The sequence below is a fragment of the Roseateles sp. P2_H4 genome, from assembly GCF_056403315.1.
On sequence record NZ_JBFUFR010000054.1, the window covers coordinates 1 to 24,446 of the forward strand.

Sequence of the window (24,446 nt, forward strand, 5' to 3'; positions counted from 1 at the left end):
TTGCGGCTTCGCCTTCTGGAGCCACGACATCGGCGGCTTCGAAGGCAACCCGCCGCCAGCCGTCTACAAGCGCTGGATCCAGTTCGGCCTGATGTCCTCGCACAGCCGTCTGCACGGCAGCAGTTTCTATCGCGTGCCCTGGCTCGTCGACGAAGAGAGCTGCGACGTGCTGCGCGTTTTCACGCGGCTCAAGCATCAGCTCATGCCCTATCTCTACGCCAAGGCCCACGAGGCGACCGAGACGGGTGTGCCGATGATGCGCGCGATGTTGCTGGAGCATCCGCAGGACCCGGCTTGCGCCACGCTGGACCGCCAGTACCAGCTCGGCCAGTCGCTGCTCGTGGCCCCCGTGTTCACCGAGAACGGCGAGGTGGACTTCTACTTGCCCGAGGGCCAGTGGACCCATCTGCTGTCCGGCGAGAAGAAACAGGGCGGCCGCTGGCACCGCGAGACGCATGGCTTCCTGTCCATGCCGCTGTATGCCGCGCCGGGCAGCGTCATCGCCTGGGGCGCCGAGACCGAGAAGCCGGACTACGACTACGCCCGCGGCACCGTGCTGCGCGTGTTCGAGCTGGACGACGGCGCGAGCGCGGCCTTCACGGTCGTCGCAGCGGACGGCAGCGTTGCCGCGCGTGGCACGGTCAGTCGCCAGGGCGGGCAGTACACGGCCCAGGTGACCGAGGGCGCACTGCGCGACTGGTGCCTGGACGTTGACGGCAAACGCAGCCCGACGCGATCCGAAGGTGGCTCGCTCAGCTGGACGGCCTGATGCAGCCAAGGCTGGTGGATGTGCCTGCCCGGGCCTTCCACCGGCGCACTACTTGATGGAGAAACTTGTGGCTTGGCGTGGCGTTCTGTTGATGGTCTTGCTGGCAGTCGCCAGCTTCGCTCAGGCCGCCCCGCGCGAGCGCCTGTCGCTCGATCAAGGTTGGCTGTTCCACCCAGGCGAGGTCGTCACGCCACCCGTCAAGGGCCATGGGGCCTCTTACAACAGCGCCAAGGCCGGTGGCGCCACGGGGGCGGCGGCGACCGACTTCGACGACTCCGGCTGGCGCCGCCTGGACCTGCCGCACGACTGGGCGGTGGAGGGCGGTTTCGACGCCAACGAGAACATCTCCCAGGGCTACCGCAGGCGCGGCATCGCCTGGTACCGGCGCTACTTCCAGCTGCCCGCGTCCGACCGCGGTCGCCACATCGAGCTGCAGTTCGACGCCATTGCCACGCACAGCACGGTGTGGGTCAACGGCGTCGTCGTGAACCGCAACTGGTCGGGCTACAACGGCCGCAACATCGACATCACGCCCTATCTGCGCTACGGCGAGGACGTGAACAACATCGCCGTGCGTGTGGACGCCGACGCGCAGGAAGGCTGGTGGTACGAAGGCGCCGGCATCTACCGCCACAGCTGGCTGGTCAAGCGCAGCGCCGTGCACATCGCCACCGACGGCATCCATGCCAACCCGGTGAGTGCTGACGGCAAGCGCTGGTCGCTGCCGGTCGAGATCGAGGTGCAGAGCAGCGGCCGCGCGGCGCAGGATGCCGAGGTCGAAGTGAGCCTCGTCGACCCCGCCGGCAAGGAGGTTGCGCGCTCTCGCAGCAAGGTGCGCGTGCAGCCGCTGGGCATGAGCACGGCGAAGCTGCAGCTCGCCATACAGCAGCCGCAGCTGTGGACACTGAAGGATCCGCGGCTGTACCGCGTGCGCGCCCGCCTGACCGCGGGCCAGGCCTTGGACGAGGCCGAGATCCAGACCGGCTTCCGCACCCTCCGCTTCGACGCCGACCAGGGCTTCTTCCTGAACGGCCAGCACGTCAAGCTGCAAGGCGTCTGCATCCACCAGGATCACGCCGGCGTCGGCGTCGCCGTGCCCGAGGCCCTCTGGGAATTCCGGCTGCGCCGCCTGAAGGACATGGGCGTCAACGCCATCCGCTTCGCCCACAACGCGCCGGCCGCCGAGGTGCTGGACCTGGCCGACCGCATGGGCTTTCTCGTCATGGACGAGAACCGCAACTTCAACCCTTCGCCCGACTATCTGCAGCAGCTCAGCTGGCTGGTGAAACGCGACCGCAACCACCCCAGCGTCGTGCTGTGGTCGGTGTTCAACGAGGAGCCCATGCAGGGCACCGAGGTGGGTTACGAGATGGTGCGTCGCATGGTGTCTACCGTGAAGGCGCTGGACGCCACCCGCCCCGTGACGGCGGCGATGAATGGCGGCCTGTTCGCCGACATCAACGTATCGCAGGCCGTTGACGTGGTGGGCTTCAACTACCAGATCGGCGAGTACGACCGCTTCCACAAGGCCAACCCCAAACTGCCACTGACCAGCTCGGAGGACACCTCCGCCTTCATGTCGCGCGACGAGTTCAAGACCGACCAGGCCAAGCATCTGATGGCGTCGGATGACAGCGAGGCCGCCTACTGGGGCAACACGCACCGCCAGGCCTGGAAAGCAATAGCCGAGCGGCCTTTCATCGCCGGCGGCTTCGTCTGGACCGGCTTCGACTACCGCGGCGAGCCCACGCCCTTCGAGTGGCCCAGCGCGGGTTCGGTGTTCGGCGCGATGGACTTGTGCGGCTTCGCCAAGACGGCGTTCTGGCTGCATCGCGCCCAGTGGGTGAAGCTGGAGGAGCAGCCGGTCGTCAAGATCGCTCCGCACTGGAACTGGCCGGGCCAGGAGGGCAAGAAGCAGCGCGTCATGGTGCTGAGCAACGCGCCGCGCGTGCGCCTGCTGCTCAACGGTCAGACGGTCGGCGAGCGCGATGTCGATCCGTTCGAGATGGTCAGCTTCGACGTGTCTTATGCGCCCGGCAAGCTGGAGGCGGTCGCGCTGAAGGGCGGCGCCGAGATCGCGCGCGACGTCGTCGAGACCAGCGGAGCACCCGTGCGCCTGCTGCTGACGCCCGACCGCACGGCGCTGGCCGGCGACGGGCTTGACGCCATGCCCGTGACCGTCAGCGCCCTCGATGCCCAGGGGCGGCCGGTGCCGACGGCGCAGCAGCAGGTGCGCTTCGAGCTGGTCGGGCCGGCCAGCGTCATCGGCGTGGGCAATGGCGACGCGAACTCGCACGAGCCTGAGAAGGCCAGCGAGCGCAGCCTTTACAACGGGCTGGCCCAGGTCATCCTGCAAAGCCGCCGTGGCGGCAATGGCGAGATGAAGCTGCGCGCGCTGGCCGATGGCCTGCAGCCCGCCGAGATCACGCTGACCGTGCAGGCCGCGCCTGCGCCGCCAGCGGTGGCTGCAGCCGAGCCTGTGACGCAGTTGCTGTACTGGCGCATCTCGCCCGCACAGGCCCAGCGACCCGACCCCAACGTCCAGCTTGCAGACAACGACATGAACACCTGGGGCTGGGGCGAGGTGCCGATCAAGCAGGCCGCCGAGTCGCCGGCATGGCGCCTCTACCGCACCGAGCTGCGCCTGCGCGCCGACCTGAACGACGGCCGCGCCCGGCTGGTATTCCGCGAGCTGGCCGGCAAGGCGCAAATCTGGCTGGCGGGTGCGAAGCTGGGCGAGAAGACGAGCGCCGCACCGGCCGAGTTCTCTGTGCCGCTGCCCAAGGGCGCTGCGCAGCGGCAGCTGACGGTGATGATCGAGTCCGACCCCGCGCAGCCCTCGGGCCTGCGCGGCAAGGTCGTCGTGGTGAAGCCATGAGTGTCTTCAGGTCGCTGCTGTTTGCGCTGCTGCTTCTTTGCGGCCACGCGTCGGCACGGCAGGTCACCGCACTGGACGAGGGCTGGCGCTTTGCGCGTGCCGACGTGGCCGGTGCGAGCGCCGTCGATTTCGACGACACCGCCTGGACCGCAGTACGCCTGCCGCACACCTGGAATGGCATCGACGGCGAGGCCGGTGGCGCCTACTACCGCGGCCCCGGCTGGTACCGGCGCGAGCTGCCGGCATTGCCCGCGGGGCAGCGCTTCTTCCTGCAATTCGACGGCGCGGCGCTGCGGGCCGAGGTCTGGGTCAACGGCCAGCTGGCCGGCCGGCACGACGGCGGCTACGCGGCCTTTCGCATCGACATCAGCCGCTGGCTCGCGGCCGGCCGCAACCGGGTTGCCGTGCGCGTGGACAACGCGACGGCCCCGCATGTGGCGCCGCTGGGCGGCGACTTCACCGTCTTCGGCGGCCTCTACCGCGGCGTGAAGCTGCTGGCCGTGCCGGCCGCGCATTTCGACCTGCTCGATGACGGCGGGCCGGGTGTCTATGTGTCGGCCACCGATGTCAGCACAGAGCGTGCGCAACTGGCGCTGCGCGCCCGCGTGCGCAACGACGGCGGCGAGGCCCGACGGTTGGTGCTGAACCTCGGCCTGCGCGACGCCACCGGCCGCGTCGTGGCGCAAGGCCAGCAGGCAGTGCAAGCCGCGCCCGACAACACCGTCGTGGTCGAGCAGCCCTGGACCCTGCCCAGGCCCCACCTCTGGCAAGGCCCAGCCGACCCGCACCTCTACACGCTGACGGCCGAACTGCGCGACGGCGCCGACCTGCTCGACACGATCACGCTGCCGCTCGGTCTGCGCAATGTGCAGGTCGACCCGCAGCGTGGCCTGCTGCTGAACGGCAAGCCCCATGCCGTGCATGGCGTCAACCTCTTCCACAGCGGCCGCCCGGGCCACGGCCTGGCCGTCGGCGACACGCAGATCGACGAGGACTTCCGCGTCCTCGGCGACTTGGGCGTGACCGGCCTGCGCTTCGTGCACTTCCAGCACCCGCAGCGCGCCTACGACAACGCCGACCGCGCCGGCCTGCTGGTGTGGACCGAGATTCCGCTGAACGCGGCGATGGGGGAGGACGAAGCCTTCCGCGCCAACCTCGCGCAGCAACTGCGCGAGCTGGTCAAGCAGAACCAGCACCATCCGTCGGTCTTCATCTGGGGCGTGGGCAACGAGGTCTATCGCTCGGACGACGCGGTGGTGAAGCTGCTGGCCGACATGAGCCGGCTGGCGCACGAACTGGACCCGACGCGGCCCAGCAGCTATGCCCACTGCTGCGCCGCCGACGACCATGCGATGGCGCGGCAGACCGACGTCATCGGCTTCAACCGCTACTACGGTTGGTACGACGGCCAGTTCAGCGACATCGGCCCCTGGGCCGACCGCGTGCATGCCGGCCAACCCAACCGTGCGCTGGCGCTGGCCGAGTACGGCGCCGGCGCCAGCGTGCTGCACCAGCAGGACCCACCGCAGCGCCCCAAGCCCACCGACCGTTGGCATCCCGAGCAATACCAGGCGCTGTTCCATGAGGCCTACTGGCCGCAGATCGCCGCGCGGCCCTGGCTGTGGGGCAGCTTTGTCTGGGTCGGCTTCGACCTCGCCTCCGCCGGCCGCAACGAGGGCGACCGCCCCGGCATCAACGACAAGGGGCTGGTGAGCTACGACCGCCAGACCCGCAAGGACGCCTTCCTCTACTACCAGGCGCAGTGGAGCCGCCAACCGGTCGCCCACATCGCCAGCCGCCGTGCCACGCCGCGCGCCGTCGGCCGCGTCGACGTCAAGGTCTACGCCAACGGCACACGCGTCACACTCAACCTCAACGGTGCCGACCTGCCCGCGCAGGCCGTGCGCGGCGGCATCGCGATCTGGCCCGGCGTCATGCTGCAACCGGGCCGCAACCGCCTGCAGGCCCGCGCCGACAACGGCGCCACCGACACCCTCACCTGGATCGCGACGCCATGAATCGACATTTCCACCGCCTCGTCGCGGCCTGCCTGCTGGCTACCGGCCTGGCGCACGCCGATGGCATCGAGGTCAACCAGGTCGGCTTCACACCCGGCGCGGCCAAGTGGGCCGCCATCCCCGACACGGCAGCGCGTGGCTTCAGGCTCGTGCGTGCCGGCACCGACGAGGTCGTGCTGCGAGGGGCGCTGGGTGCTGGCGCGCGCTGGGCGCCGGCCGACCGCGTCGTGCGCCTGGCCGACTTCTCGGCGCTGAAGACGCCCGGCGACTACGAACTCGTCGTCGACGGCCTGCCGCGCTCGCCGCGCATCCACATCGCGGCCGATGCCTATGCCGAGCTGAGCGCCGCAGCTCTCAAGGCCTATTACTTCAACCGCGCCAGCACGCCGCTGTGGGGCGTCAACGCCGGCCGCTGGGCACGCCCCGCCGGCCATGCGGACGACCATGTGCTGGTGCACGCCTCCGCCGCCGGCCCCGGCCGGCCGKAAGGCACCGTCATCAGCGCGCCCAAGGGCTGGTACGACGCTGGTGACTACAACAAATACATCGTCAATTCCGGCATCACCGTCTACACGCTGCTGGCTGCGTGGGAGCATTACCCGGCCTTCTTCAAGGCGCAGAAGCTCAACATTCCCGAGAGTGGCGACGGTCTACCGGATGTGCTGAACGAGGCGCTGTGGAACCTCGAGTGGATGCTGGACATGCAGGACCCGGCCGACGGCGGGGTCTATCACAAGCTCACCAACAAGGGCTTCGACGGCGTCGTCATGCCGGTCGATGCGAGGGGCGAGCGCTATGTCGTGCAGAAGAGCACCGCCGCGGCGCTGGACTTCGCCGCCGTGATGGCGCAGGCCAGCCGCGTGTTCGCCGCTTTCGAGCCGCAGCGGCCGGGCTTGTCGGCCCGCATGCTGGCAGCGTCACAGCGCGCCTGGGCCTGGGCGCAGGCGCACCCCAAGGACATCTACAAGCAGCCGCCCGACATCCGCACCGGCGGCTATGGCGATGAGACCCTGGCCGACGAGTTCGCCTGGGCAGGCGCCGAACTCTGGGTCACGACGGGCGACAGGCGCTACCGGCCCGACCTTGAAAAGCTCGCCATCGGCGTACCGGGCTGGGGCGATGTGAAGGGCCTGGCATGGGTAACCCTAGGCCAGAACCGCGGGCATCTGAGTCAAAATGACAGCGTTGTCGTTCGGGCCCGTCTGATGGAACTTGCTGATGAACTCGTCGCCCAGTGGCGCGGCTCGGCCTACCGCGTGGGCATGGGCGCCAAGGACTATGTCTGGGGCAGCAACGCCGTGGTGCTGAACCAGGCGCTGATGCTGATCCAGGCCTACCGGCTGCAGCCCAGGGCCGACACGCTGGCCGCGGCCCAGGCGCTGTTCGACCATGTGCTCGGCCGCAACCCGCTGGGCCAGTCCATGGTGACGGGCTTCGGCAGCAAGCCGCCGCTGCACCCCCACCACCGGCCGTCCGAGGCCGACGGCGTCGAGCCGCCGGTGCCGGGTTTCCTCGTCGGCGGCCCCAACCCGGGCCGGCAGGACCAGAAAAGCTGTCCCGCCTACCCCTCGGCGCTGCCGGCCATGGCCTATCTCGACCACTTCTGCAGCTATGCCAGCAACGAGGTCGCCATCAACTGGAACGCGCCGCTGGTCTATGTGTCGGCGGCGTTGCAGGCATTGACGCCCAAGCCTCACTAATTCCAAGAAAAGAAAACCGGAGACCCCATGTCCTCGACCTCCCGCCACCCGCTCGTCTGGGTGCCCTCGCTCTACCTCGCCATGGGCCTGCCCAACGTCATGGTCGGTGTCGTCGCGGCCATCATCTACAAGAACCTGGGCGTGTCCAACGAGGACATCGCGCTCTACACCTCGCAGATGTACCTGCCCTGGGTGCTCAAGCCGCTGTGGGCGCCGCTGCTGGAAACCTACCGCAGCAAGCGCTTCTGGGTCATCAGCATGGAGTTCACGATGGCGGCCGCGCTGGGCCTGGTCGCGCTGTGCCTGCCGATGGAGAGCTTCTTCAAGCTCTCGCTGGCCTTCTTCTGGATCGTCGGTTTCGCCTCGGCCACGCAGGACACCTGCGCCGACGGCGTCTTCATGACCACCGTCTCCAAGACCGACCAGGCGCGCTACGCCGGCCTGCAGGGCATGTGCTGGAACATGGGCGCCGTCGTCGCCTCCGGCTTGTTCGTGTCGCTGACCGGCTATCTGCACAACCACGTCGGCATGGGCTGGGTGCAGTGCTGGATGGTGGTCGTGTCGCTGGCCGCTGCGTCGATGGCGCTGTTCGGTCTGTGGCATGTGCGCGTGCTGCCGCCGGGTGCGCCGTCGACGCTGCACGGCCAGGGCCTGGGCGGCGGCCTGCGCGCCACGCGCGACGCCTGGGTCACGCTGTTCCAGAAGCCGCAGATCTGGATGATGCTGGCCGTCATCTTCTTCTACCGCTTCGGCGAGGGCTTCATCGAGAAGTTCGGCCCGCTCTTCCTGCTCGACGCGGTGAGCGCGGGTGGCCTGGGCCTGGACAACGAGTCGCTGGGCCACATCAACGGCACGGTCGGCACGCTGACCTTCATCGCCGGCGCCTTCCTGGGCGGCTTCCTGGTGGCCAAGCGCACCTTGCCGCGCAGCTTCTTCACGCTGGCCCTGGTGCTCAACATCCCGCACCTGACCTATTTCTACCTCGCGCAGACGATGCCGACCGACACGACGACCATCGCCGTCATCGTCGCCATCGAGAAGTTCGGCTTCGGCATGGGCTCGGTCGGCCACATGCTCTACATGATGCAGCAGATCGCCCCGGGGCCCTTCCGCATGGCCCACTACGCGATGGCCACGGGCGTCATGGCGCTCACCAAATGGGGCACCGGCAGCGTCAGCGCGCTGCTGTGGAGCGCGGTGGACCATCACTATGTGGGCTTCTTCGGCTGGGTGCTGGTCTTCTCCATCCCGCCGGTGATCCTGGCGTGGCTGGCGCCCTTCCCGCATGACCATGAGGAAGCCGCCGAGTTCAGCGGTCAGGCCGCTCCGGCGGGCGGTCACTGATGCGCTGGCTGCTGGGCATGGTGTTGGCGACGGCCACGACCGCGGCCACCGCCGCTGACCCCGTCTGCGCCGCCGACGTGCTGGGCACCGCCCGCACGCTGACGCTCAAACGCGAGGCGGCCGCCTGGGGCAAGGCGCAGCATGCGGCGCTGCCGACGCTGGCGCCGCGCGAGGTGGTGCTGAGCTTCGACGACGGCCCGCGGGCCGAGTCCACGCCCCTGGTGCTGAAGGCGCTGGCCGACCAGTGCGTGAAGGCCAGCTTCTTCATGAACGGCGAGCCCTTGCAACAGCATGCCGCCCTGGCCCGCCAGGTGCGCGACGCCGGCCACACGGTGGGCATGCATGGCTACCGGCACGAGCACTTCTCGCAACTGCCGCCGGCAGCGCAGACGGCCGACCTCGATGCGATGGTGGCCACCTACCGCGCCGCGCTGGGCGCCGAGCCCGCTGCCTGGCGCTTCCCCTTCCTGGAAGAAACGCCCACGCTGATGACGGCCCTGGGCGAGCGCCGCATCACCGTCATGTCCATCGATGCCGGCGCCGAGGACTGGCTGCCCGACCAGACGCCGCAGATGCTGGCCGACAAGCTGCTGGGCCAGCTCAGCAAGAGCGGCGGCGGCATCGTGCTGCTGCACGACGCCCAGGATCAGACGGCGCGGGCCTTGCCATTCCTGCTGCAGGCATTGAAGGCTCAGGGTTACCGCGTCGTGCACCTGCGCTGGAGCGATGCAGCGCGCTGAACTGCCCGACAAAGGAATGCCCGTGCGATATCTGCTGGCCCGACTGCTGCTTGCGCTCGCCATTGCGGCCCCTGTGTCGGCCCGTGCTGCTGACTTCGCCGCCGTGCCCGGCCCCTACGCCGTTGGCAGCACCCATATGCAGGTGTCGGCCGGCGCCGCCGGCGATCGGCCGCTGGTGGACTATCTCAACGGCAAGACCGACGGCGCGCGCAGCCTGTATGTCGATGAACTCATCAGCCAGCGCGATGCGGCCCTGCTGCTGAAGCTGACCGTGCCGGCCGACTACCCGGGCGCGGGCGCGCTGGCCGGCCAGCAACTGCCGCTGTTGCTCTACGTCCTCTACCCGACCCGGGCCGACAACGTCCGGCCGAACTACGTCTTCCCCTACAAGGACACCGGCGACAACGTTTTCCCGCACATGCAGGCGCCGGGCGAACGGCCCGTCTTCGCGGACGCCGCCACCCGATACCCGCTCATCATCTACTCCGGCGGTTACAACACCCACGGCCTCTGGCATCTCGCCCACCTCAAGCAGCTGGCCTCGCACGGCTACATCGTGGTCGACATCTTTCATGGCGACGGTCGCGCCCGCGGCTATGACGAATCGGTGGCCTTGCGGCGCCTGGCCTTCACGGCGGCCCTCGACCATGTGCTGGCCCACCCGGACTTCGCAGGCGCCGTCGACACGGCCCGCATCGGCGCGTCGGGCGCCAGCGCCGGCGGGCAGACGGTGCTCGCCATGCTTGGCGGCGTCGACCCGGAGAAGCCCGGGCGATCCTTTCGCGATGCCCGCCTCAAGGCCGGCTTCGGCCTCGTCCCCTTCATGGGCGCGAGCTTCGGCATCTGGCCCTTCCAGGTGAATGCCTGGCACTTCGGCCGCGACTTCAGCGGCCTGGCGCAGGTCAAGCAGCCCTTCTTCGCCGTCTACGCCGACAAGGACTCCTCCGTTTCGCCCGATGCCGTGAAGGCTGGCGTGCGCCGCCTCGGCGGTCCCGCCTGGGCCGTCGAGATGCCGGGGGAGGGTCATCTGCTCAGTGCCCCCGCCGAGCGCGAGGCCACGGCCTGGGAGCTGCTCTTCTTCGACGCCTTCCTGCGCGGCAACGTGGCCGCGCGAGCCCAACTGGCTGCCGCCAAGCCGCTGGCCAACGGCCGCGGCCAGATGAACTTCGCCGGCAGCACGCGCTGATCCTGTCGAGCGGCAGGCGGCGCCGGGCCGCCCGCCGGATACCACCTCGAACCCCAGGGTTTGTCCTGCGCCCGGTGCCGCATCCAATTGCTTGACGTTTGAACTATTGATTTCTAAAGTGGTGCGATGCGCATCACCTGTATCGGCGGCGGACCCGCCGGCCTCTACTTCGCCCTGTTGATGAAGAAGGCCGACCCGGCACACGAAGTGCGTGTGCTGGAGCGCAACCGCCCCGGTGACACCTTTGGCTGGGGCGTGGTGCTGTCCGACCAGACGGTGGATGCGCTGCGCGAGGCCGACCCCGAGACCGCCGAGCAGATCAGCGAGGCCTTCAACCACTGGGACGACATCGCCGTCCACTTCCGCGGCCGCAGCATGGTCTCCAGCGGCCATGGCTTCTGCGGCATCGGCCGCAAGAAGCTGCTCAACCTGCTGCAGGCGCGCTGTGAGGCGCTGGGTGTGGAACTGGTTTACGAGACCGACGTCGCCGACGATGCGGACATCGACGCCGACCTCATCATTGCCGCCGACGGCCTGAACAGCCGCATCCGCCAGAAATACGCCGCTACCTACCAGCCCGACGTCGACCTGCGCGCCTGCCGCTTCGTGTGGTTGGGCACGACCAAGCTCTTCGACGCCTTCACCTTCGACTTCCAGCAGACCGAGTGGGGCTGGTTCCAGGCCCACGCCTACCGCTTCGACGCCACGCACTCGACCTTCATCGTCGAGGCGCCGGAAAGCGTCTGGCGCGCCGCCGGTATCGAGGACATGAGCAAGGAGGAGGGCATCGCCTTCTGCGAGAAGCTCTTTGCCAAGGTGCTGGACGGACACCCGCTGATCTCCAACGCCAGCCACCTGCGCGGCTCGGCGTCGTGGATACGCTTCCCGCGCGTCGTCTGCAAGACCTGGGTGCATCGCAATGACCGCGGCACGCCTGTCGTGCTGATGGGCGACGCGGCCCACACGGCCCACTTCTCCATCGGCTCGGGCACCAAGCTCGCGCTGGAAGATGCCATCGATCTCGCGCGCGACATCCAGGCGAACACGGATCTGTCGGCGGCGCTGCAGGCGTACGAGGCCACGCGCAGCATCGAGGTGCTGCGCATCCAGAACGCAGCGCGCAATTCCACCGAGTGGTTCGAGAACGTCGAGCGCCATGCCCGCCTGGCGCCCGAGCAGTTCGCCTATTCACTGCTGACCCGTTCACAGCGCATCTCGCACGAGAACCTGCGCCTGCGTGATGCGAACTACGTCGGCGAGTTTGAGCGCTGGCTGGCGGGCCAATCTGGCGTGGATGCACAAGTGCCGCCGATGTTCACGCCCTTCAAGCTGCGCGGCCTCACGCTGAAGAACCGCGTCGTCGTCTCACCCATGGCTCAGTACAGCTGCGAGGACGGCATGCCCGGCGACTACCACCTGGCCCACCTCGGCGCTCGGGCCCTGGGTGGTGCCGGCCTCGTTTTTGCGGAGATGACCTGCGTGTCGCCCGACGCGCGCATCACACCCGCCTGCCCGGGCCTGTGGAACGACGCCCAGGGCGCGGCCTGGCAGCGCATCGTCGAATACGTGCATACCCACAGCAGCGCCCGCATCGCGATGCAGCTCGGCCATGCGGGTCCCAAGGGTTCCACCCGCGTGCCCTGGGACGGCGAAGACCTGCCGCTGCCCGATGGCAACTGGCCGTTGGTCTCGGCTTCGCCGCAGCAATATCTCGACGGCATCAGCCAGGTCGCGCGCGCCATGACCCGCGCCGACATGGACCGCGTGCTGGAAGACTTTGTCGCTGCCGCCCACCGCGCTGCCGACGCCGGCTTCGACTGGCTGGAACTGCACTGCGCCCACGGCTATCTGCTGTCCGCCTTCATTTCGCCGCTGACCAACCGCCGCGACGACGATTACGGCGGCTCGCTGGAGAACCGGCTGCGCTACCCGCTGGAAGTCTTCACGGCGCTGCGCGAGGTCTGGCCGCTGGACCGTCCCCTGTCCGTGCGCATCTCGGCTCATGACTGGGTGCCCGGCGGCACGACGCCCGAGGATGCCGTCGCCATCGCCAACGCGTTCAAGGAAGCGGGCGCCGACCTCATCGACGTGTCCTCCGGCCAGGTCAGCAAGGCGCAAAAGCCCGTCTACGGCCGCATGTTCCAGACGCCTTTCGCCGAGAGCATCCGCAACCGAGTCGGCATCGCGACCATGGCCGTTGGCTCCATCTCCGAGGCCGACCATGTCAACAGCATCATCGCCTCGGGCCGTGCCGACCTCTGCGCCATTGCGCGGCCGCACCTGGCCAACCCGGCCTGGACGCTGACCGAAGCGGCGCGCATCGGCTACCGCGGCCCCGTCGGCCTCGAATGGCCCAGGCAATACCTGTCCGGCAAGAGCCAGCTCGAACGCGAGTTCGAGCGCCAGCGCGCCGGCAATGTGGCCGCGGCGGAAAAGGCCAACAAGGCATTGGGCGTATGAAAAAACACGCAGTGGTGACCGGTGGCGGGAGCGGCATTGGCGCCGCAGTGGCAAAGCGCTTGCTGGCCGACGGCTGGCGCGTCACCTTGATGGGCCGCAGCCTGGAACGCCTGCAGGCCCAACAAGCCGCACTGGGCGATGTCGCCATCCAGGTCTGCGACGTCGCCGACGAAGCCAGCGTCAGCGCGGCTTTCGCGGCCGTGGGCGATGTGGACCTCCTCGTCAACAACGCCGGCCAGGTTGAGACGGCGCCACTGCACAAGACCTCGCTGGAGCTCTGGCAGCGCCTGCTCAATGTCAACCTGACCGGTACCTTTTTGTGCAGCCGCGCCGTGCTGCCCGGCATGCTGGCGCGCAAAGACGGCCGCATCGTCAACGTGGCCAGCACGGCGGCGCTCAAGGGCTATGCCTATGTGGCGGCCTACTGCGCCGCCAAGCATGGCGTGCTCGGCCTGACCCGTGCGATGGCGCTGGAGGTGGCCGCCAAGGGCGTGACGGTCAACGCCGTCTGCCCCGGCTACACCGAGACCGACATCGTCGCCAATGCCGTCGACACCATCGTCGCCAAGACCGGCCGCACGGCCGAGCAGGCACGCGCCGAACTCGCCAAGGCCAACCCGCAAGGCCGCTTGATCCAGCCCGAGGAGGTGGCCGACACGGTCGCCTGGCTCGCTGCTAGCCCGGGCGTCAACGGCCAGGCCATTGCCGTCTGCGGCGGGGAGACGATGTGAACGACATCGACATCGATCTCGAAACGCGCATGTCGGATGACGACCACCAGGCGCTCAAGCTCTGGCTGCGCCTGCTGTCCTGCACCACGCGCGTCGAAGACCAGATCCGCCAGCGCCTGCGCGCCGACTTCGGCACCACGCTGCCGCGCTTCGACCTGCTCGCCCAGCTGGAGCGCCACCCCGACGGCCTGACCATGCGCGAGCTGTCCAAGCGCCTGATGGTGACGGGTGGCAATGTCACCGGCATCACCGACCAGCTCGAAGCCGAGGGCCTGGTGCTGCGCGAGACGCGCGCCGACGACCGCCGCAGCTTCATCGTCAAGCTGACGCCCCAGGGCCGCCGCCAGTTCAAGCGCATGGCGGCCACGCACGAGGGCTGGATCGTCGAGCTCTTCGCGGGCTGGACGCCGGCGCAGAAGACCCAGGTCCACGACCTGCTCGCCCAACTGAAAACGCATCTGGCCAAGGACAACGCCCCATGACGCCCCATCTGACCTCCGGCAACCACCTGAGCCTGGTCGGCCACGAAGCCCAGCACTTCCTCTGGCAGCAGCAGGGTTCGGTCGGTGTCATCACGCTGAACCGGCCCGAGCGCAAGAACCCGCTGACTTTCGAGTCCTATGCCGAGCTGCGCGACCTGTTCCGCGCGCTGGCCTATGTGGACGAGGTCAAGGGCATCGTCATCGAAGGGGCCGGCGGCAATTTCTGCTCGGGCGGTGATGTGCACGAGATCATCGGCCCGCTGACCGGCATGAGCATGCCCGACCTGCTGGCTTTCACGCGCATGACGGGCGACCTCGTCAAGGCCATGCGCGCCTGCCCGCAGCCTATTCTCTCGGCCATCGACGGCGTCTGCGCCGGCGCCGGCGCCATCATGGCCATGGCCTCCGACCTGCGCGTCGGCACGGCCCGCAGCAAGACGGCCTTCCTGTTCAGCCGCGTGGGCCTGGCCGGCTGCGACATGGGCGCCTGCGCCATGCTGCCGCGCATCGTCGGTCAGGGTCGCGCGTCGGACCTGCTCTACAGCGGCCGCAGCCTGGGCGGCGAAGAGGCGCTGTCCTGGGGCTTCCTGAACCGCCTCGTCGAGCCCGAGCAGCTGTTGAACGAGACGCTGAAGTGGGCCGGCGAGATCGCCAGCGGCCCCAGCTTCGGCCATGCAATGACCAAGCGCATGCTGCATCAGGAATGGTCCATGGGCGTGGACGAAGCCATCGAGTCCGAGGCGCAGGCCCAAGCCATCTGCATGATGACCAAGGACTTCCATCGGGCCTACGAGGCCTTCGTCGCCAAGCAGCGGCCGGTCTTTCAGGGGGACTGACATGCAACACCTGGATTGGCCCTTCTTCGACGCCAAGCACCGCGAGCTGGCGACTTCGCTGGACGCCTGGTGCGCCGCGGACCTGCATGTCGACCATGACGCCGACGTCGACGCGCAATGTCGCGCGCTGGTCGCCCAGCTCGGCAAGGCCGGCTGGCTCAACCATGCGGTGGCTGGCGAAGGCCAGGCCATCGACACCCGTGCCATCTGCCTGATCCGCGAGACGCTGGCCAGGCACGACGGCCTGGCCGATTTCGCCTTCGCGATGCAGGGCCTGGGCTCGGGCGCCATCTCGCTGCAGGGCACGCCGGCCCAGCGCGAACACTATCTGCCGCGCGTCGCGCGTGGCGAGGCGTTGGCGGCCTTCGCGCTGTCCGAACCCGAGGCCGGGTCGGACGTGGCCGCCATGCAGTGCAGCGCCACCGAGGATGGCGACGCCTATTTGCTGAACGGCGAGAAGACCTGGATCTCCAACGGCGGCATCGCCGACTTCTATGTGCTGTTCGCTCGAACCGGTGAAGCGCCCGGCTCGCGTGGCCTCTCGGCCTTCATCGTCGATGCCGGCATCCCGGGCTTCGAGATTGCCGAGCGCATCGACGTCATCGCGCCGCATCCGCTGGCCCGCCTGCGCTTCACGAATTGCCGCGTGCCCAAGAGCCAGATGCTCGGCGCACCCGGCGAAGGCTTCAAGCTCGCGATGCGCACGCTGGACGTCTTCCGCACCTCCGTCGCCGCCGCTGCCCTGGGATTTGCGCGCCGCGCGCTGCAGGAAGGCCTGGCCCAGGCCAAGGCGCGGCCGATGTTCGGCGGGCGCCTGGCCGACCTGCCGTTGACCCAGGTCAAGCTGGCCGACATGGCCTGCACGGTGGACTCGTCCGCGCTGATGGTCTACCGCGCCGCCTGGCTGCGCGACCAGGGCAAGACCATCACCCAGGAAGCCGCCATGGCCAAGCTGATGGCGACCGAAGGCGCCCAGCAGGTCATCGACGCCGCGGTGCAGCTCTTCGGCGGCCGCGGCGTGCGCCGCGGCGAGATCGTCGAGTCCCTCTACCGGGAAATCCGCGCGCTGCGCATCTACGAGGGCGCCAGCGAAGTGCAGCAACTCATCATTGGTCGCGAACTCCTCAAAAGGGCGTGAGAGAACCATGCATCCATCGGCGCATCTGGACAGCTTCGCAAGAGATCACCTGCCGCCGCAGGACCAATGGCCCGAGCTGGTGTTCGACCTGCCGGAGCTGCAGTTCGGGCCCAGGCTGAACGCGGCGACCGAGCTGCTGGACCGTTGGGTCGAGCAAGGGCAGGGCGGCCGGCCCTGCGTGCAGGGTGCCGGCCTGCGCTGGACCTATGCCGAGCTGCAGGCCGAGGCCAATCGCATCGCCAACGTGCTGGTCAACGAATTGGGCGTCGTGCCCGGCAACCGTGTGCTGCTGCGCGGCAGCAACACGCCGCAGATGGCCGCCTGCTGGTTCGCCGTCATCAAGGCCGGCGCGATCGCGGTCGCGACCATGCCGCTGCTGCGTGCGGTCGAGCTGGGCAAGGTCATCGCCAAGGCCGAGGTCACGCATGCGCTCTGCGACGCGGCGCTGGCCGACGAGCTGGCGGCGGCGCAGTTGCAGAACCCGGTGCTGCGCGGCATCTGTCATTTCCGCAGCGACCAGCCCGACGGCCTGGAAGCGCGTGCGGCCCGCCAGCCCGCCAGCTTCGCGAATGTCGACACGGCCAGCGACGACTGCGCACTGATCGCCTTCACGTCCGGCACGACGGGCCAGCCCAAGGGCACGATGCATTTCCATCGCGACGTCATCGCCATCTGCCGTTGCTGGCCGGTGCACTGCTTGCGCGCACAGGCGAGTGACGTCTTCATCGGCAGCCCGCCGCTGGCCTTCACCTTCGGCCTGGGCGGCCTGCTGCTGTTCCCGATGAGCGTGGGCGCGTCGGCGGTGCTGCTGGAGAAGGCGGCACCCGAGTTGCTGCTGGCCGCGATTGCCGAGCACCACGCGACGGTGTGCTTCACGGCGCCGACGTCCTACCGCGCGATGGCGCAGGTCGCTGCTCAGCATGACCTGTCGTCCCTGCGCAAATGCGTCAGCGCCGGCGAGGCGCTGCCGGCGGCCACGAGGGCGCTGTGGAAGCAGACAACCGGCCTTGAGCTCATCGACGGCATCGGCGCGACCGAACTGCTGCACATCTTCATCTCGCACACCGAGGCGGACGCCAAGGGCGGCGCCACGGGCAAGCCCGTGCCCGGCTACCAGGCCTGCATCCTCGACGACGCCGGCCAGCCGCTGCGCGCGGGCCAGGTCGGCCACCTCGCCGTGAAGGGCCCGACCGGCTGCCGCTATCTCGCCGACGAGCGTCAGCACCAGTATGTGCAGGACGGCTGGAACCTGACGGGCGACTCCTACCTCATCGACGACGAGGGCTACTTCGTCTACCAGGCCCGCACCGACGACATGATCATCTCGGGCGGCTACAACATCGCCGGCCCCGAGGTCGAGGCGGCGCTGCTGAGCCACCCGGCCGTCGCCGAGTGCGCCGTCATCGGCGTGGCTGACGAAGAGCGCGGCCAGTTGGTCAAGGCCTTCGTCGTGCTGCGTGCCGGCCATGCGGGTGACGTCAAGGCGCTGCAGGAGCATGTGAAGGCCACCATCGCGCCCTACAAATACCCGCGCGCCATCGAGTTCCGTACCAGCCTGCCGCGTACCGAAACGGGCAAGCTGCAGCGCTTCCGTCTCAGAGACACTGCCTGACCTTTTCCGTGGAGATCTCGCACATGAAGAAGACCCTGGTTGCCCTGGCCTTTGCCACGTCCCTGCTCCCCGCGGCCCAGGCCGCCGACAAGCTCAAGATCGGCTTCCTGAGCACGCTGTCCGGCCCCGGCGCCGGCCTGGGCGTGGACATCCGCGACGGCTTCGCGCTGGGGCTCAAGCACAGCGGCGGCAAGCTCGGCGGCATGCCCGTCGAGATGGTCACCGCAGACGATCAGCAGAACCCCGAGGTCGCCAAGCAGAGCGCCGAGCGCCTCATCAAGCGCGACAAGGTCGACTTCATGACCGGCATCGTGTTTTCCAACATCATGCTGGCCGTTGGCCCCTCGGTGTTCGACGCCAAGATCCCCTACATCAGCGCCAACGCCGGCCCGTCGCAGTACGCCGGCGAGCAGTGCAACCCTTACTTCTTCAACGTCGCCTGGCAGAACGACAACCTGCACGAGGCCGTGGGCAAGACGGTGACCGAGAAGGGTTTCAAGAAGCTGGTGCTGCTGGCGCCCAACTACCCGGCGGGCAAGGACGCGATGACGGGCTTCAAGCGCTACTACAAGGGCGCCGTCGTCGAGGAGATCTACACCAAGCTCGGCCAGCTGGACTACGCAGCCGAGCTGGCGCAGGCGCGGGCGGCCAAGCCGGATGCGATGTACATCTTCCTGCCCGGCGGCATGGGCATCAACTTCATCAAGCAGTTCGTCGGCGCGGGGTTGTCCAAGGACGTGACGCTATTCGGCCCGGGCTTCTCGGCCGACGAGGACGTCATCAAGGCGGTCGGTGAGCCGATGCTGGGCATGTTCAACAGCTCACACTGGGCGCATGACATGGACAACGCGGCGAACAAGAAGTTCGTGGCTGATTTCCTGAAGGACTACGGAAGGCTGCCGTCCCTGTATGCGAGTCAGGGGTATGACGCGGCGTTGTTGATGAATGCGGCGGTGAGGGATGTGAAGGGGAAGGTCGAGGACAAGCCGGCGCTGTTGAAGGCGATCAAGGCGGCGAAGTTCGAGTCGGTGCGGGGGGCGTTCAAGTTCAATCGGAATCAGTACCCGATTCAGGATTACTACCTGCGGGTGATCACGAAGGATGGGCAGGGGCGGGTGACGAACCGGACGCTGGGGAAGATCTTTACGCAGCATGAGGATGCTTATGCGGCTTCTTGCAAGATGAGCTGAATCGCGTTTGGTTGCTTGTGCCAGAGGCTTTTATGACTCGTCGCAGTGAGCCGGGAGTCCGCCCCGGCAGGGCGGGTAACTTTTCTCTGACGCGCCAGAGAAAAGTCACCAAAAGAGGAGCGCTCAATGCAATCCGCACTCGAGTGGCGGCATGCGCTCGCGATGCTCGGACCGGAGCGCGCCACCACGCGACCCGCTGCGCTCTCGCTGCTGTCCCTGTGACGAGCGCCATCCATCGCCCCTTCACGCCGGTTAACGCCGGCTGCACGCCGGGCTCATCAGGAAATACCAACCAGCCGCGTCGCCCGAGCGACGCTGTATTGGGCTGTTTTGATGAGCACGGCGTGCAGCCGCGCGTCGAACGGGCTGCTGGTGCGATGGATGTTGCTCGTGACAAGTCAGACGCGAGAGCGCAGCGGTTCGCTTCTTGCCGAGATGCTGCTGGCTGTTTTCGCGCGCCGCTCATCGCGGCGCCGCGATCGCGTGCGGTTCAGGGCCTCTTCTTTGGTGACTTTCTTCTGGCGCCGCAGAAGAAAGTTACCCCGCCGCCGGGCGGGACTCCCGGCACCGCACTGGCCAGCAACCAGAAGTAGCGAGCGCCACGCCCACCATGGACTGGATCCTCATTACCGAGCAATCCCTCAACGGCCTCCAATTCGGCCTGATGCTCTTCCTGCTTGCTGCCGGCCTCACCCTCGTGTTCGGCATCATGGACATGATCAACCTGGCGCACGGCTCGCTCTACATGGTCGGCGCCTACCTGGCCGCGGCGGTCGCAGCCGCAACCGGCTCCTTCCTGCTCGCCGTCCTCGCCGCACTCGTAGGCACCGCCATCCTCGGCATGACCCTCGAAGTCACGCTGCTACGACGCCTGTATGCAAGAGACCACCTCAGCCAGGTCCTCGCCACCTTCGCGCTGATCCTGATGCTCAACGAAGGCGTGCGCATCCTCTGGGGCGACCAGCCGTTGATGCTGAACACGCCCGCCGCGCTGTCCGGCCCCGTCGAGCTGCTGCCCGGCCTGTTCTACCCGGCCTACCGCCTGCTCATCATCGGCGTCGGCCTTGCGGTGGCGCTGCTGATGTGGTTGCTGGTCACCCGTACCCGCGCCGGCATGTGGGTCAGGGCCGGCGCGTCCAACCGCCAGATGGCCACCGCCATGGGCATCGACATCCGCAAGCTGTTCACTGCCGTGTTCGGCCTCGGTGCGGCGCTGTGCGCGCTGGCCGGCGCGCTGCTCGGCCCGCTGCTGGCCGTGCAGGTCGGCATGGGCGAAAGCATCCTCATCCTCGCCTTTGTCGTCATCGTCGTGGGCGGCATCGGCTCGGTGCGCGGCGCGCTGGTGGGCTCGCTGCTGGTCGGCGTCGTCGACACCGCCAGCCGCACGCTGCTGCCCGCCGCGCTGCGTCAGCTCGCTTCGCCCGAGGTCGCGTCCAACCTCGGCCCGGCGCTGGCGTCCATCCTCATCTATGTGCTGATGGCCGCCATCCTGTTCTGGAAGCCGCGTGGCCTCTTCCCCGCCCATGGCTGAAGCGCGCAGCCTCCACCACCGCGGCCTCGGCCGTTGGATCTGGCCGCTTCTGGCCGTGCTCGCTGCCCTGCCGCCGCTGTTGCAGAGCATGGGCCTGGAGTTCTACACGGTCGTCGGCACACGCATCCTCATCTTCGCCATCGCAGCGTCCAGCCTCAACCTCATCCTCGGCTTCGGCGGGCTCGTCAGCTTCGGCCACGCGGCCTACATCGGCCTGGGCGGCTACACGGTTGGCGTGTTGATGGACGCGGGCATCACGTCCGCCTGGGTCGCCTGGCCGGCGGCGATGGGGGTCAGCGCAATCGCTGCGGCCCTCATCGGCGCCATCAGCCTGCGCACCCGCGGCGTCTACTTCATCATGATCACGCTGGCCTTTGCCCAGATGTTCTATTTCCTGGCCGTGTCGCTGAAGGCCTATGGCGGCGACGACGGGCTGCCGTTGGTGCAGCGCTCGGCCCTGGGCTTCGGTCTTGATCTGAAGGACGACGCCAGCTTCTACTGGGTCGCGCTGCTGCTCTGCGCCATCGTCATGGCCGGCCTGCAGCGCCTCGTGAACTCTCCCTTCGGTTGGCTGCTGCAGGGCGCGCGTGAGAACGAGGTGCGCGTCGCCGCGGCGGGCGGCCGCGTGTTCGCGCTGCGCTGGCAGGCCTTCGTGCTCGCGGGCGCCATCGCGGGTCTGGCCGGCGCGATGCTTGCGAACCTGAACGGCCTGGTGTCGCCGCACCTGATGCACTGGTCGCAGTCCGGCCAGCTGATGGTCATGGTCATCATTGGTGGCGCGGGCGCGCTGTGGGGCGGGCCTCTGGGCGCGGCGGCGCTGCTGTTGCTGGAGGAGCTGCTGTCAGGCTACACGCTGCATTGGCAGCTGGGCCTGGGCGCGCTGCTGCTGTTGGTCGTGCTGTATGCGCCGCGTGGTCTGGCCGGAGTGTGGCGCCGTGCTTGAGGTCAAACAGCTTGTGAAGCGCTTCGGCGCGTTGGCCGCGACCGATGGCGCCAGCTTCGAAGTGAAGGCGGGTGAACTGCATGCCCTGATCGGCCCCAACGGCGCCGGCAAGACGACGCTCATCCACCAGATCTCCGGCGCGCTCGCGCCCGACTCAGGTGCCATCGTCTTCGACGGCCAGGACGTCACTCGGCAAGGTATGGCTCGCCGCGTGCAGGCCGGCCTGGTGCGCAGCTTCCAGATCACCAGCCTCTTCAAACCCTGCTCCGTGCGTGACAACCTGGTGTTGGCTGTGCTGGCTCGGCGCGAGGGTGCACCGTCGTGGTGGCGCAGTGCGCGAGCCGACGTGGCCGCGCATGCAGAAGCCGATGCGCTGCTCGCGCGCGTTGGGCTGACGGCTCAAGCCGACCGCATCGCCGGCGAGCTTGCGCATGGCGAGCAACGCCAGCTGGAAGTCGGTCTCGCGCTCGCAGCCAAGCCGCGCCTGCTGCTGCTGGACGAGCCGCTGGCCGGCATGGGGTCGGATGAATCCGCCCGCATGGTCGAACTGCTGCAGGCGCTGAAAGCTGAAGGCTTGACGCTGCTGCTCGTCGAGCACGACATGGACGCCGTCTTCCGCCTCGCCGACCGCATTTCGACGCTGGTGGCAGGGCGCGTCATCGCCAGCGGCACGCCGGCCGAGATCCGCGAGCATGCCGAGGTCAAGCGGGCTTATCTCGGTGATGAGCTGGAGGCGGCCGCATGACTGCCTTGCTCGAAATCAAGAACCTGCAAGCCGGCTACGGCGCCAGCCAGGTGCTGTTTGGCCTCGACCTGAGCATGAAGGCTGGCGAAGTGGCGACGCTGCTGGGCCGCAACGGCATGGGCAAGAGCACGCTGCTGCGCTGCCTGTGCGGCTGGATGGCACCCAGCAGCGGCCGCATCACGTTCTGCGGCCAGGACATCACCGGCTGGCCGGCCGACCGCATCGCGCGGCTGGGCCTGGCCCTGGTGCCCGAGGGGCGGCAGGTCTTCCCCAACCTCAGCGTGCACGAGCATCTGCGCGCCTTCGCGGCCAACCGCAGCGGCGCGGCCGAGCCGTGGACGGTGGAGCGGGTCTACGGCCTTTTCCCGCGCCTGGCCGAGCGCGCCGGCCACATGGGCCAGCAGCTGTCGGGCGGCGAGCAGCAGATGCTGGCCATCGGCCGTGCTCTGGTCACCAATCCGCGCTTGCTGGTGCTGGACGAAGCGACCGAAGGCCTGGCACCCCTGGTGCGCGAGGAGATCTGGCGCTGCCTGGACCTGCTGCGCGCCGCCGGCCAGACCATCCTCGTCGTCGACAAATATGTGCAGCGGCTGATCCGCCTGGCCGACCACCACACGGTCGTCGAGCGCGGCCGCGTGGCCTGGGCGGGATCGTCGGCGGCGTTGGCGGCCGACCCTTCGCTGTGGCAGAAGCACGTGGGGGTGTGACGGTGAGCTCTTTCGCCTTTCAACGTGAGCAACTCGTGCGCTTCGGCCATTGCGACCCGGCCGGCATCGTCTTCTACCCGCGCTATTTCGAGATGCTCAACGAGCTGATCGAGGACTGGTTTGCCCACGACCTCGGCCTGCCATTCGACGTGCTGATCGGCCAGCGCAGCGTCGGCATGCCCACGGCTCAGCTCGACACGCGCTTCCTGCGCGTCAGCCGCCATGGCGACCGTCTCGTGCAAACCATCCGTATCGAACGCCTGGGCGGGGGCTCGCTGAAGCTGAACATCACTTTCATTGGCGACGACGGCACGCGCGTCGAGTTCACCCAGGTGCTGGTCTGCACCTCGCTCGCCACCCACAAACCCCAGGCCTTTCCGGCCGATCTGCGTGCCGCGCTGGAGCGCTCGCTCGCCGCACAACAGGAGACAAACACATGAGCACCAACAAGCAGATCCTGCAGCCCGCCGGCTGGACCCAGCCGCGTGGCTATGCGAATGGYGTGGCGGCCAGCGGCCGCCAGGTTTTCGTCGCTGGCCAGATCGGCTGGAACGAGCGCTGCGAGTTCGACAGCGACGACTTCATCGCCCAGGTGCGCCAGACCCTGCTCAATATCCGCGCCGTGCTGGCCGAAGCCGGCGCGGCGCCCGAGCACATCGTGCGCATGACCTGGTATCTCATCGACAAGCGCGAATACATCGCCCGCGGCCGCGAGGTGGGCCAGGCCTACCGCGACGTGCTGGGCCGCGACTACGGCATCGCGATGAGCGCCGTGCAGGTGTCGGCGCTGATGGAGGACCGGGCGAAGGTGGAGATCGAGGTGACGGCGGTGGTGCCGGGATCTGAATGAGACGGCTATAGGCCTTCTCTGTCTGCAAAGCCCGTCAAGCTTGCTTCCGAATATCCAGTTCGATGACCGGATAGGTCTTGCTTGCCGGGTCATACGACACGACGAGATAGGCGCGGTCTAGCTGCTTGTAAGGACCGAACAACTTGGTAGCTAATTCGACCTCCAGACGGTCGATAGTCAGCAGTGGCTCATCGGTGAACATGCAAACCGCGATGCTTGCAAACGGTCCGCCATGAAAGGTCTTTGAATCCTTCTCGGCAAGCAATCTAGCGATGTGCGTTGTTAACTCACCTGGCGCCCAGTTTCGAAAAACGTCTACTCCTTGCGCGTTCAAACGCGCCGCGTCTTGACACACAACTTCCACGACTTCGAACGCGACTTTTCCACCGGCCGAATTCGTACAAATGCAGTCAGGCGGATCTGGACTAAACGACTCAGGTGCACCGAGGACGAAAGATTTATCGCGATTCAGCGCCTTGACGAGCTCCTCAACGACGCCGAGCTCTTTCCGAGCTTTGTCCGGCCATTCGAAGAAAGAGGCGTAGCGCTTCATAAGTCCAGTGCACAGTGCCTTGATCGCTCGCGC

Annotated in this window: 22 protein-coding genes; 21 read left to right on the forward strand and 1 reads right to left on the reverse strand. The window is 68.0% G+C overall.

The features are described 5' to 3' along the window. From AC1DW3_RS27540 to AC1DW3_RS27640, 21 genes are all read left to right on the forward strand, one after another. On the forward strand, nt 1-769 hold a 769-nt coding region (locus tag AC1DW3_RS27540), incomplete at its 5' end, for a TIM-barrel domain-containing protein (protein WP_477936927.1). Between the two features lie 91 nt (nt 770-860). Then, entirely contained in the window at nt 861-3,647 is a 2,787-nt protein-coding gene (gene galA / locus AC1DW3_RS27545) for a beta-galactosidase GalA (protein ID WP_477936929.1), read from the forward strand. Then, entirely contained in the window at nt 3,644-5,665 is a 2,022-nt protein-coding gene (locus AC1DW3_RS27550) for a glycoside hydrolase family 2 protein (RefSeq protein ID WP_477936932.1), read from the forward strand. The genes galA and AC1DW3_RS27550 overlap by 4 nt, the downstream gene beginning before the upstream one ends. Continuing rightward, nucleotides 5,662-7,365 (forward strand): glycoside hydrolase family 9 protein, encoded by a 1,704-nt coding sequence (locus tag AC1DW3_RS27555; RefSeq protein ID WP_477936934.1) that lies wholly within the window; start codon nt 5,662-5,664, stop codon nt 7,363-7,365. Before AC1DW3_RS27550 ends, AC1DW3_RS27555 begins: the two co-directional genes overlap by 4 nt. Before the next feature lie 27 nt (nt 7,366-7,392). Further along, nucleotides 7,393-8,709 (forward strand): MFS transporter, encoded by a 1,317-nt coding sequence (locus AC1DW3_RS27560; protein ID WP_477936936.1) that lies wholly within the window; start codon nt 7,393-7,395, stop codon nt 8,707-8,709. Then, nucleotides 8,709-9,449 carry a polysaccharide deacetylase family protein gene (locus AC1DW3_RS27565; RefSeq protein WP_477936938.1) on the forward strand — a complete coding sequence of 247 codons (741 nt, stop codon included), beginning with the start codon at nt 8,709-8,711 and terminating at the stop codon, nt 9,447-9,449. Before AC1DW3_RS27560 ends, AC1DW3_RS27565 begins: the two co-directional genes overlap by 1 nt. Before the next feature lie 22 nt (nt 9,450-9,471). Beyond that, entirely contained in the window at nt 9,472-10,635 is a 1,164-nt protein-coding gene (locus AC1DW3_RS27570) for an alpha/beta hydrolase family protein (RefSeq protein ID WP_477936940.1), read from the forward strand. A gap of 126 nt (nt 10,636-10,761) precedes the next feature. After that, complete coding sequence (locus tag AC1DW3_RS27575) at nt 10,762-13,095, forward strand: bifunctional salicylyl-CoA 5-hydroxylase/oxidoreductase (RefSeq protein WP_477936942.1); 2,334 nt, start codon at nt 10,762-10,764, stop codon at nt 13,093-13,095. Beyond that, nucleotides 13,092-13,826 (forward strand): SDR family NAD(P)-dependent oxidoreductase, encoded by a 735-nt coding sequence (locus AC1DW3_RS27580; protein WP_477936944.1) that lies wholly within the window; start codon nt 13,092-13,094, stop codon nt 13,824-13,826. The genes AC1DW3_RS27575 and AC1DW3_RS27580 overlap by 4 nt, the downstream gene beginning before the upstream one ends. 29 nt (nt 13,827-13,855) lie before the next feature. Then, a complete protein-coding gene (locus AC1DW3_RS27585) occupies nt 13,856-14,308 on the forward strand; it encodes a MarR family winged helix-turn-helix transcriptional regulator (protein ID WP_477936983.1) in 453 nt (150 codons plus the stop codon). Further along, on the forward strand, nt 14,305-15,144 hold the full coding sequence (locus AC1DW3_RS27590; protein ID WP_477936946.1) for an enoyl-CoA hydratase family protein: 840 nt from the start codon (nt 14,305-14,307) through the stop codon (nt 15,142-15,144). The genes AC1DW3_RS27585 and AC1DW3_RS27590 overlap by 4 nt, the downstream gene beginning before the upstream one ends. A gap of 1 nt (nt 15,145) precedes the next feature. Further along, on the forward strand, nt 15,146-16,282 hold the full coding sequence (locus AC1DW3_RS27595) for an acyl-CoA dehydrogenase family protein (RefSeq protein WP_477936948.1): 1,137 nt from the start codon (nt 15,146-15,148) through the stop codon (nt 16,280-16,282). A 7-nt stretch (nt 16,283-16,289) separates the two neighbouring features. Continuing rightward, nucleotides 16,290-17,894: an AMP-binding protein gene (locus AC1DW3_RS27600; RefSeq protein WP_477936950.1), complete on the forward strand. Its 1,605-nt coding sequence runs from the start codon at nt 16,290-16,292 to the stop codon at nt 17,892-17,894. A gap of 23 nt (nt 17,895-17,917) precedes the next feature. Next, nucleotides 17,918-19,084 carry an ABC transporter substrate-binding protein gene (locus AC1DW3_RS27605; RefSeq protein WP_477936952.1) on the forward strand — a complete coding sequence of 389 codons (1,167 nt, stop codon included), beginning with the start codon at nt 17,918-17,920 and terminating at the stop codon, nt 19,082-19,084. 218 nt (nt 19,085-19,302) lie between these two features. Further along, the gene (locus tag AC1DW3_RS27610) at nt 19,303-19,677 is read left to right on the forward strand and encodes a hypothetical protein (RefSeq protein ID WP_477936954.1); all 375 of its coding nucleotides are present in this window, start codon (nt 19,303-19,305) and stop codon (nt 19,675-19,677) included. Between the two features lie 17 nt (nt 19,678-19,694). Further along, on the forward strand, nt 19,695-20,615 hold the full coding sequence (locus tag AC1DW3_RS27615; RefSeq protein WP_477936956.1) for a branched-chain amino acid ABC transporter permease: 921 nt from the start codon (nt 19,695-19,697) through the stop codon (nt 20,613-20,615). Between the two features lie 55 nt (nt 20,616-20,670). Further along, nucleotides 20,671-21,558 (forward strand): branched-chain amino acid ABC transporter permease, encoded by an 888-nt coding sequence (locus AC1DW3_RS27620; protein WP_477936958.1) that lies wholly within the window; start codon nt 20,671-20,673, stop codon nt 21,556-21,558. Next, entirely contained in the window at nt 21,518-22,303 is a 786-nt protein-coding gene (locus AC1DW3_RS27625; protein WP_477936960.1) for an ABC transporter ATP-binding protein, read from the forward strand. The genes AC1DW3_RS27620 and AC1DW3_RS27625 overlap by 41 nt, the downstream gene beginning before the upstream one ends. Before the next feature lie 5 nt (nt 22,304-22,308). Then, nucleotides 22,309-23,010, forward strand: a complete 702-nt coding sequence (locus AC1DW3_RS27630) for an ABC transporter ATP-binding protein (protein ID WP_477936985.1) — start codon at nt 22,309-22,311, stop codon at nt 23,008-23,010. Nucleotides 23,011-23,012: 2 nt separating this feature from the next. Next, on the forward strand, nt 23,013-23,450 hold the full coding sequence (locus tag AC1DW3_RS27635; protein ID WP_477936962.1) for an acyl-CoA thioesterase: 438 nt from the start codon (nt 23,013-23,015) through the stop codon (nt 23,448-23,450). After that, nucleotides 23,447-23,860: a RidA family protein gene (locus AC1DW3_RS27640; protein WP_477936964.1), complete on the forward strand. Its 414-nt coding sequence runs from the start codon at nt 23,447-23,449 to the stop codon at nt 23,858-23,860. The genes AC1DW3_RS27635 and AC1DW3_RS27640 overlap by 4 nt, the downstream gene beginning before the upstream one ends. A gap of 34 nt (nt 23,861-23,894) precedes the next feature. Here the strand turns inward: AC1DW3_RS27640 and AC1DW3_RS27645 are convergent, their stop codons facing one another. Continuing rightward, nucleotides 23,895-24,413, reverse strand: a complete 519-nt coding sequence (locus tag AC1DW3_RS27645; RefSeq protein WP_477936966.1) for a hypothetical protein — start codon at nt 24,411-24,413, stop codon at nt 23,895-23,897. Nucleotides 24,414-24,446 lie beyond the last annotated feature (33 nt).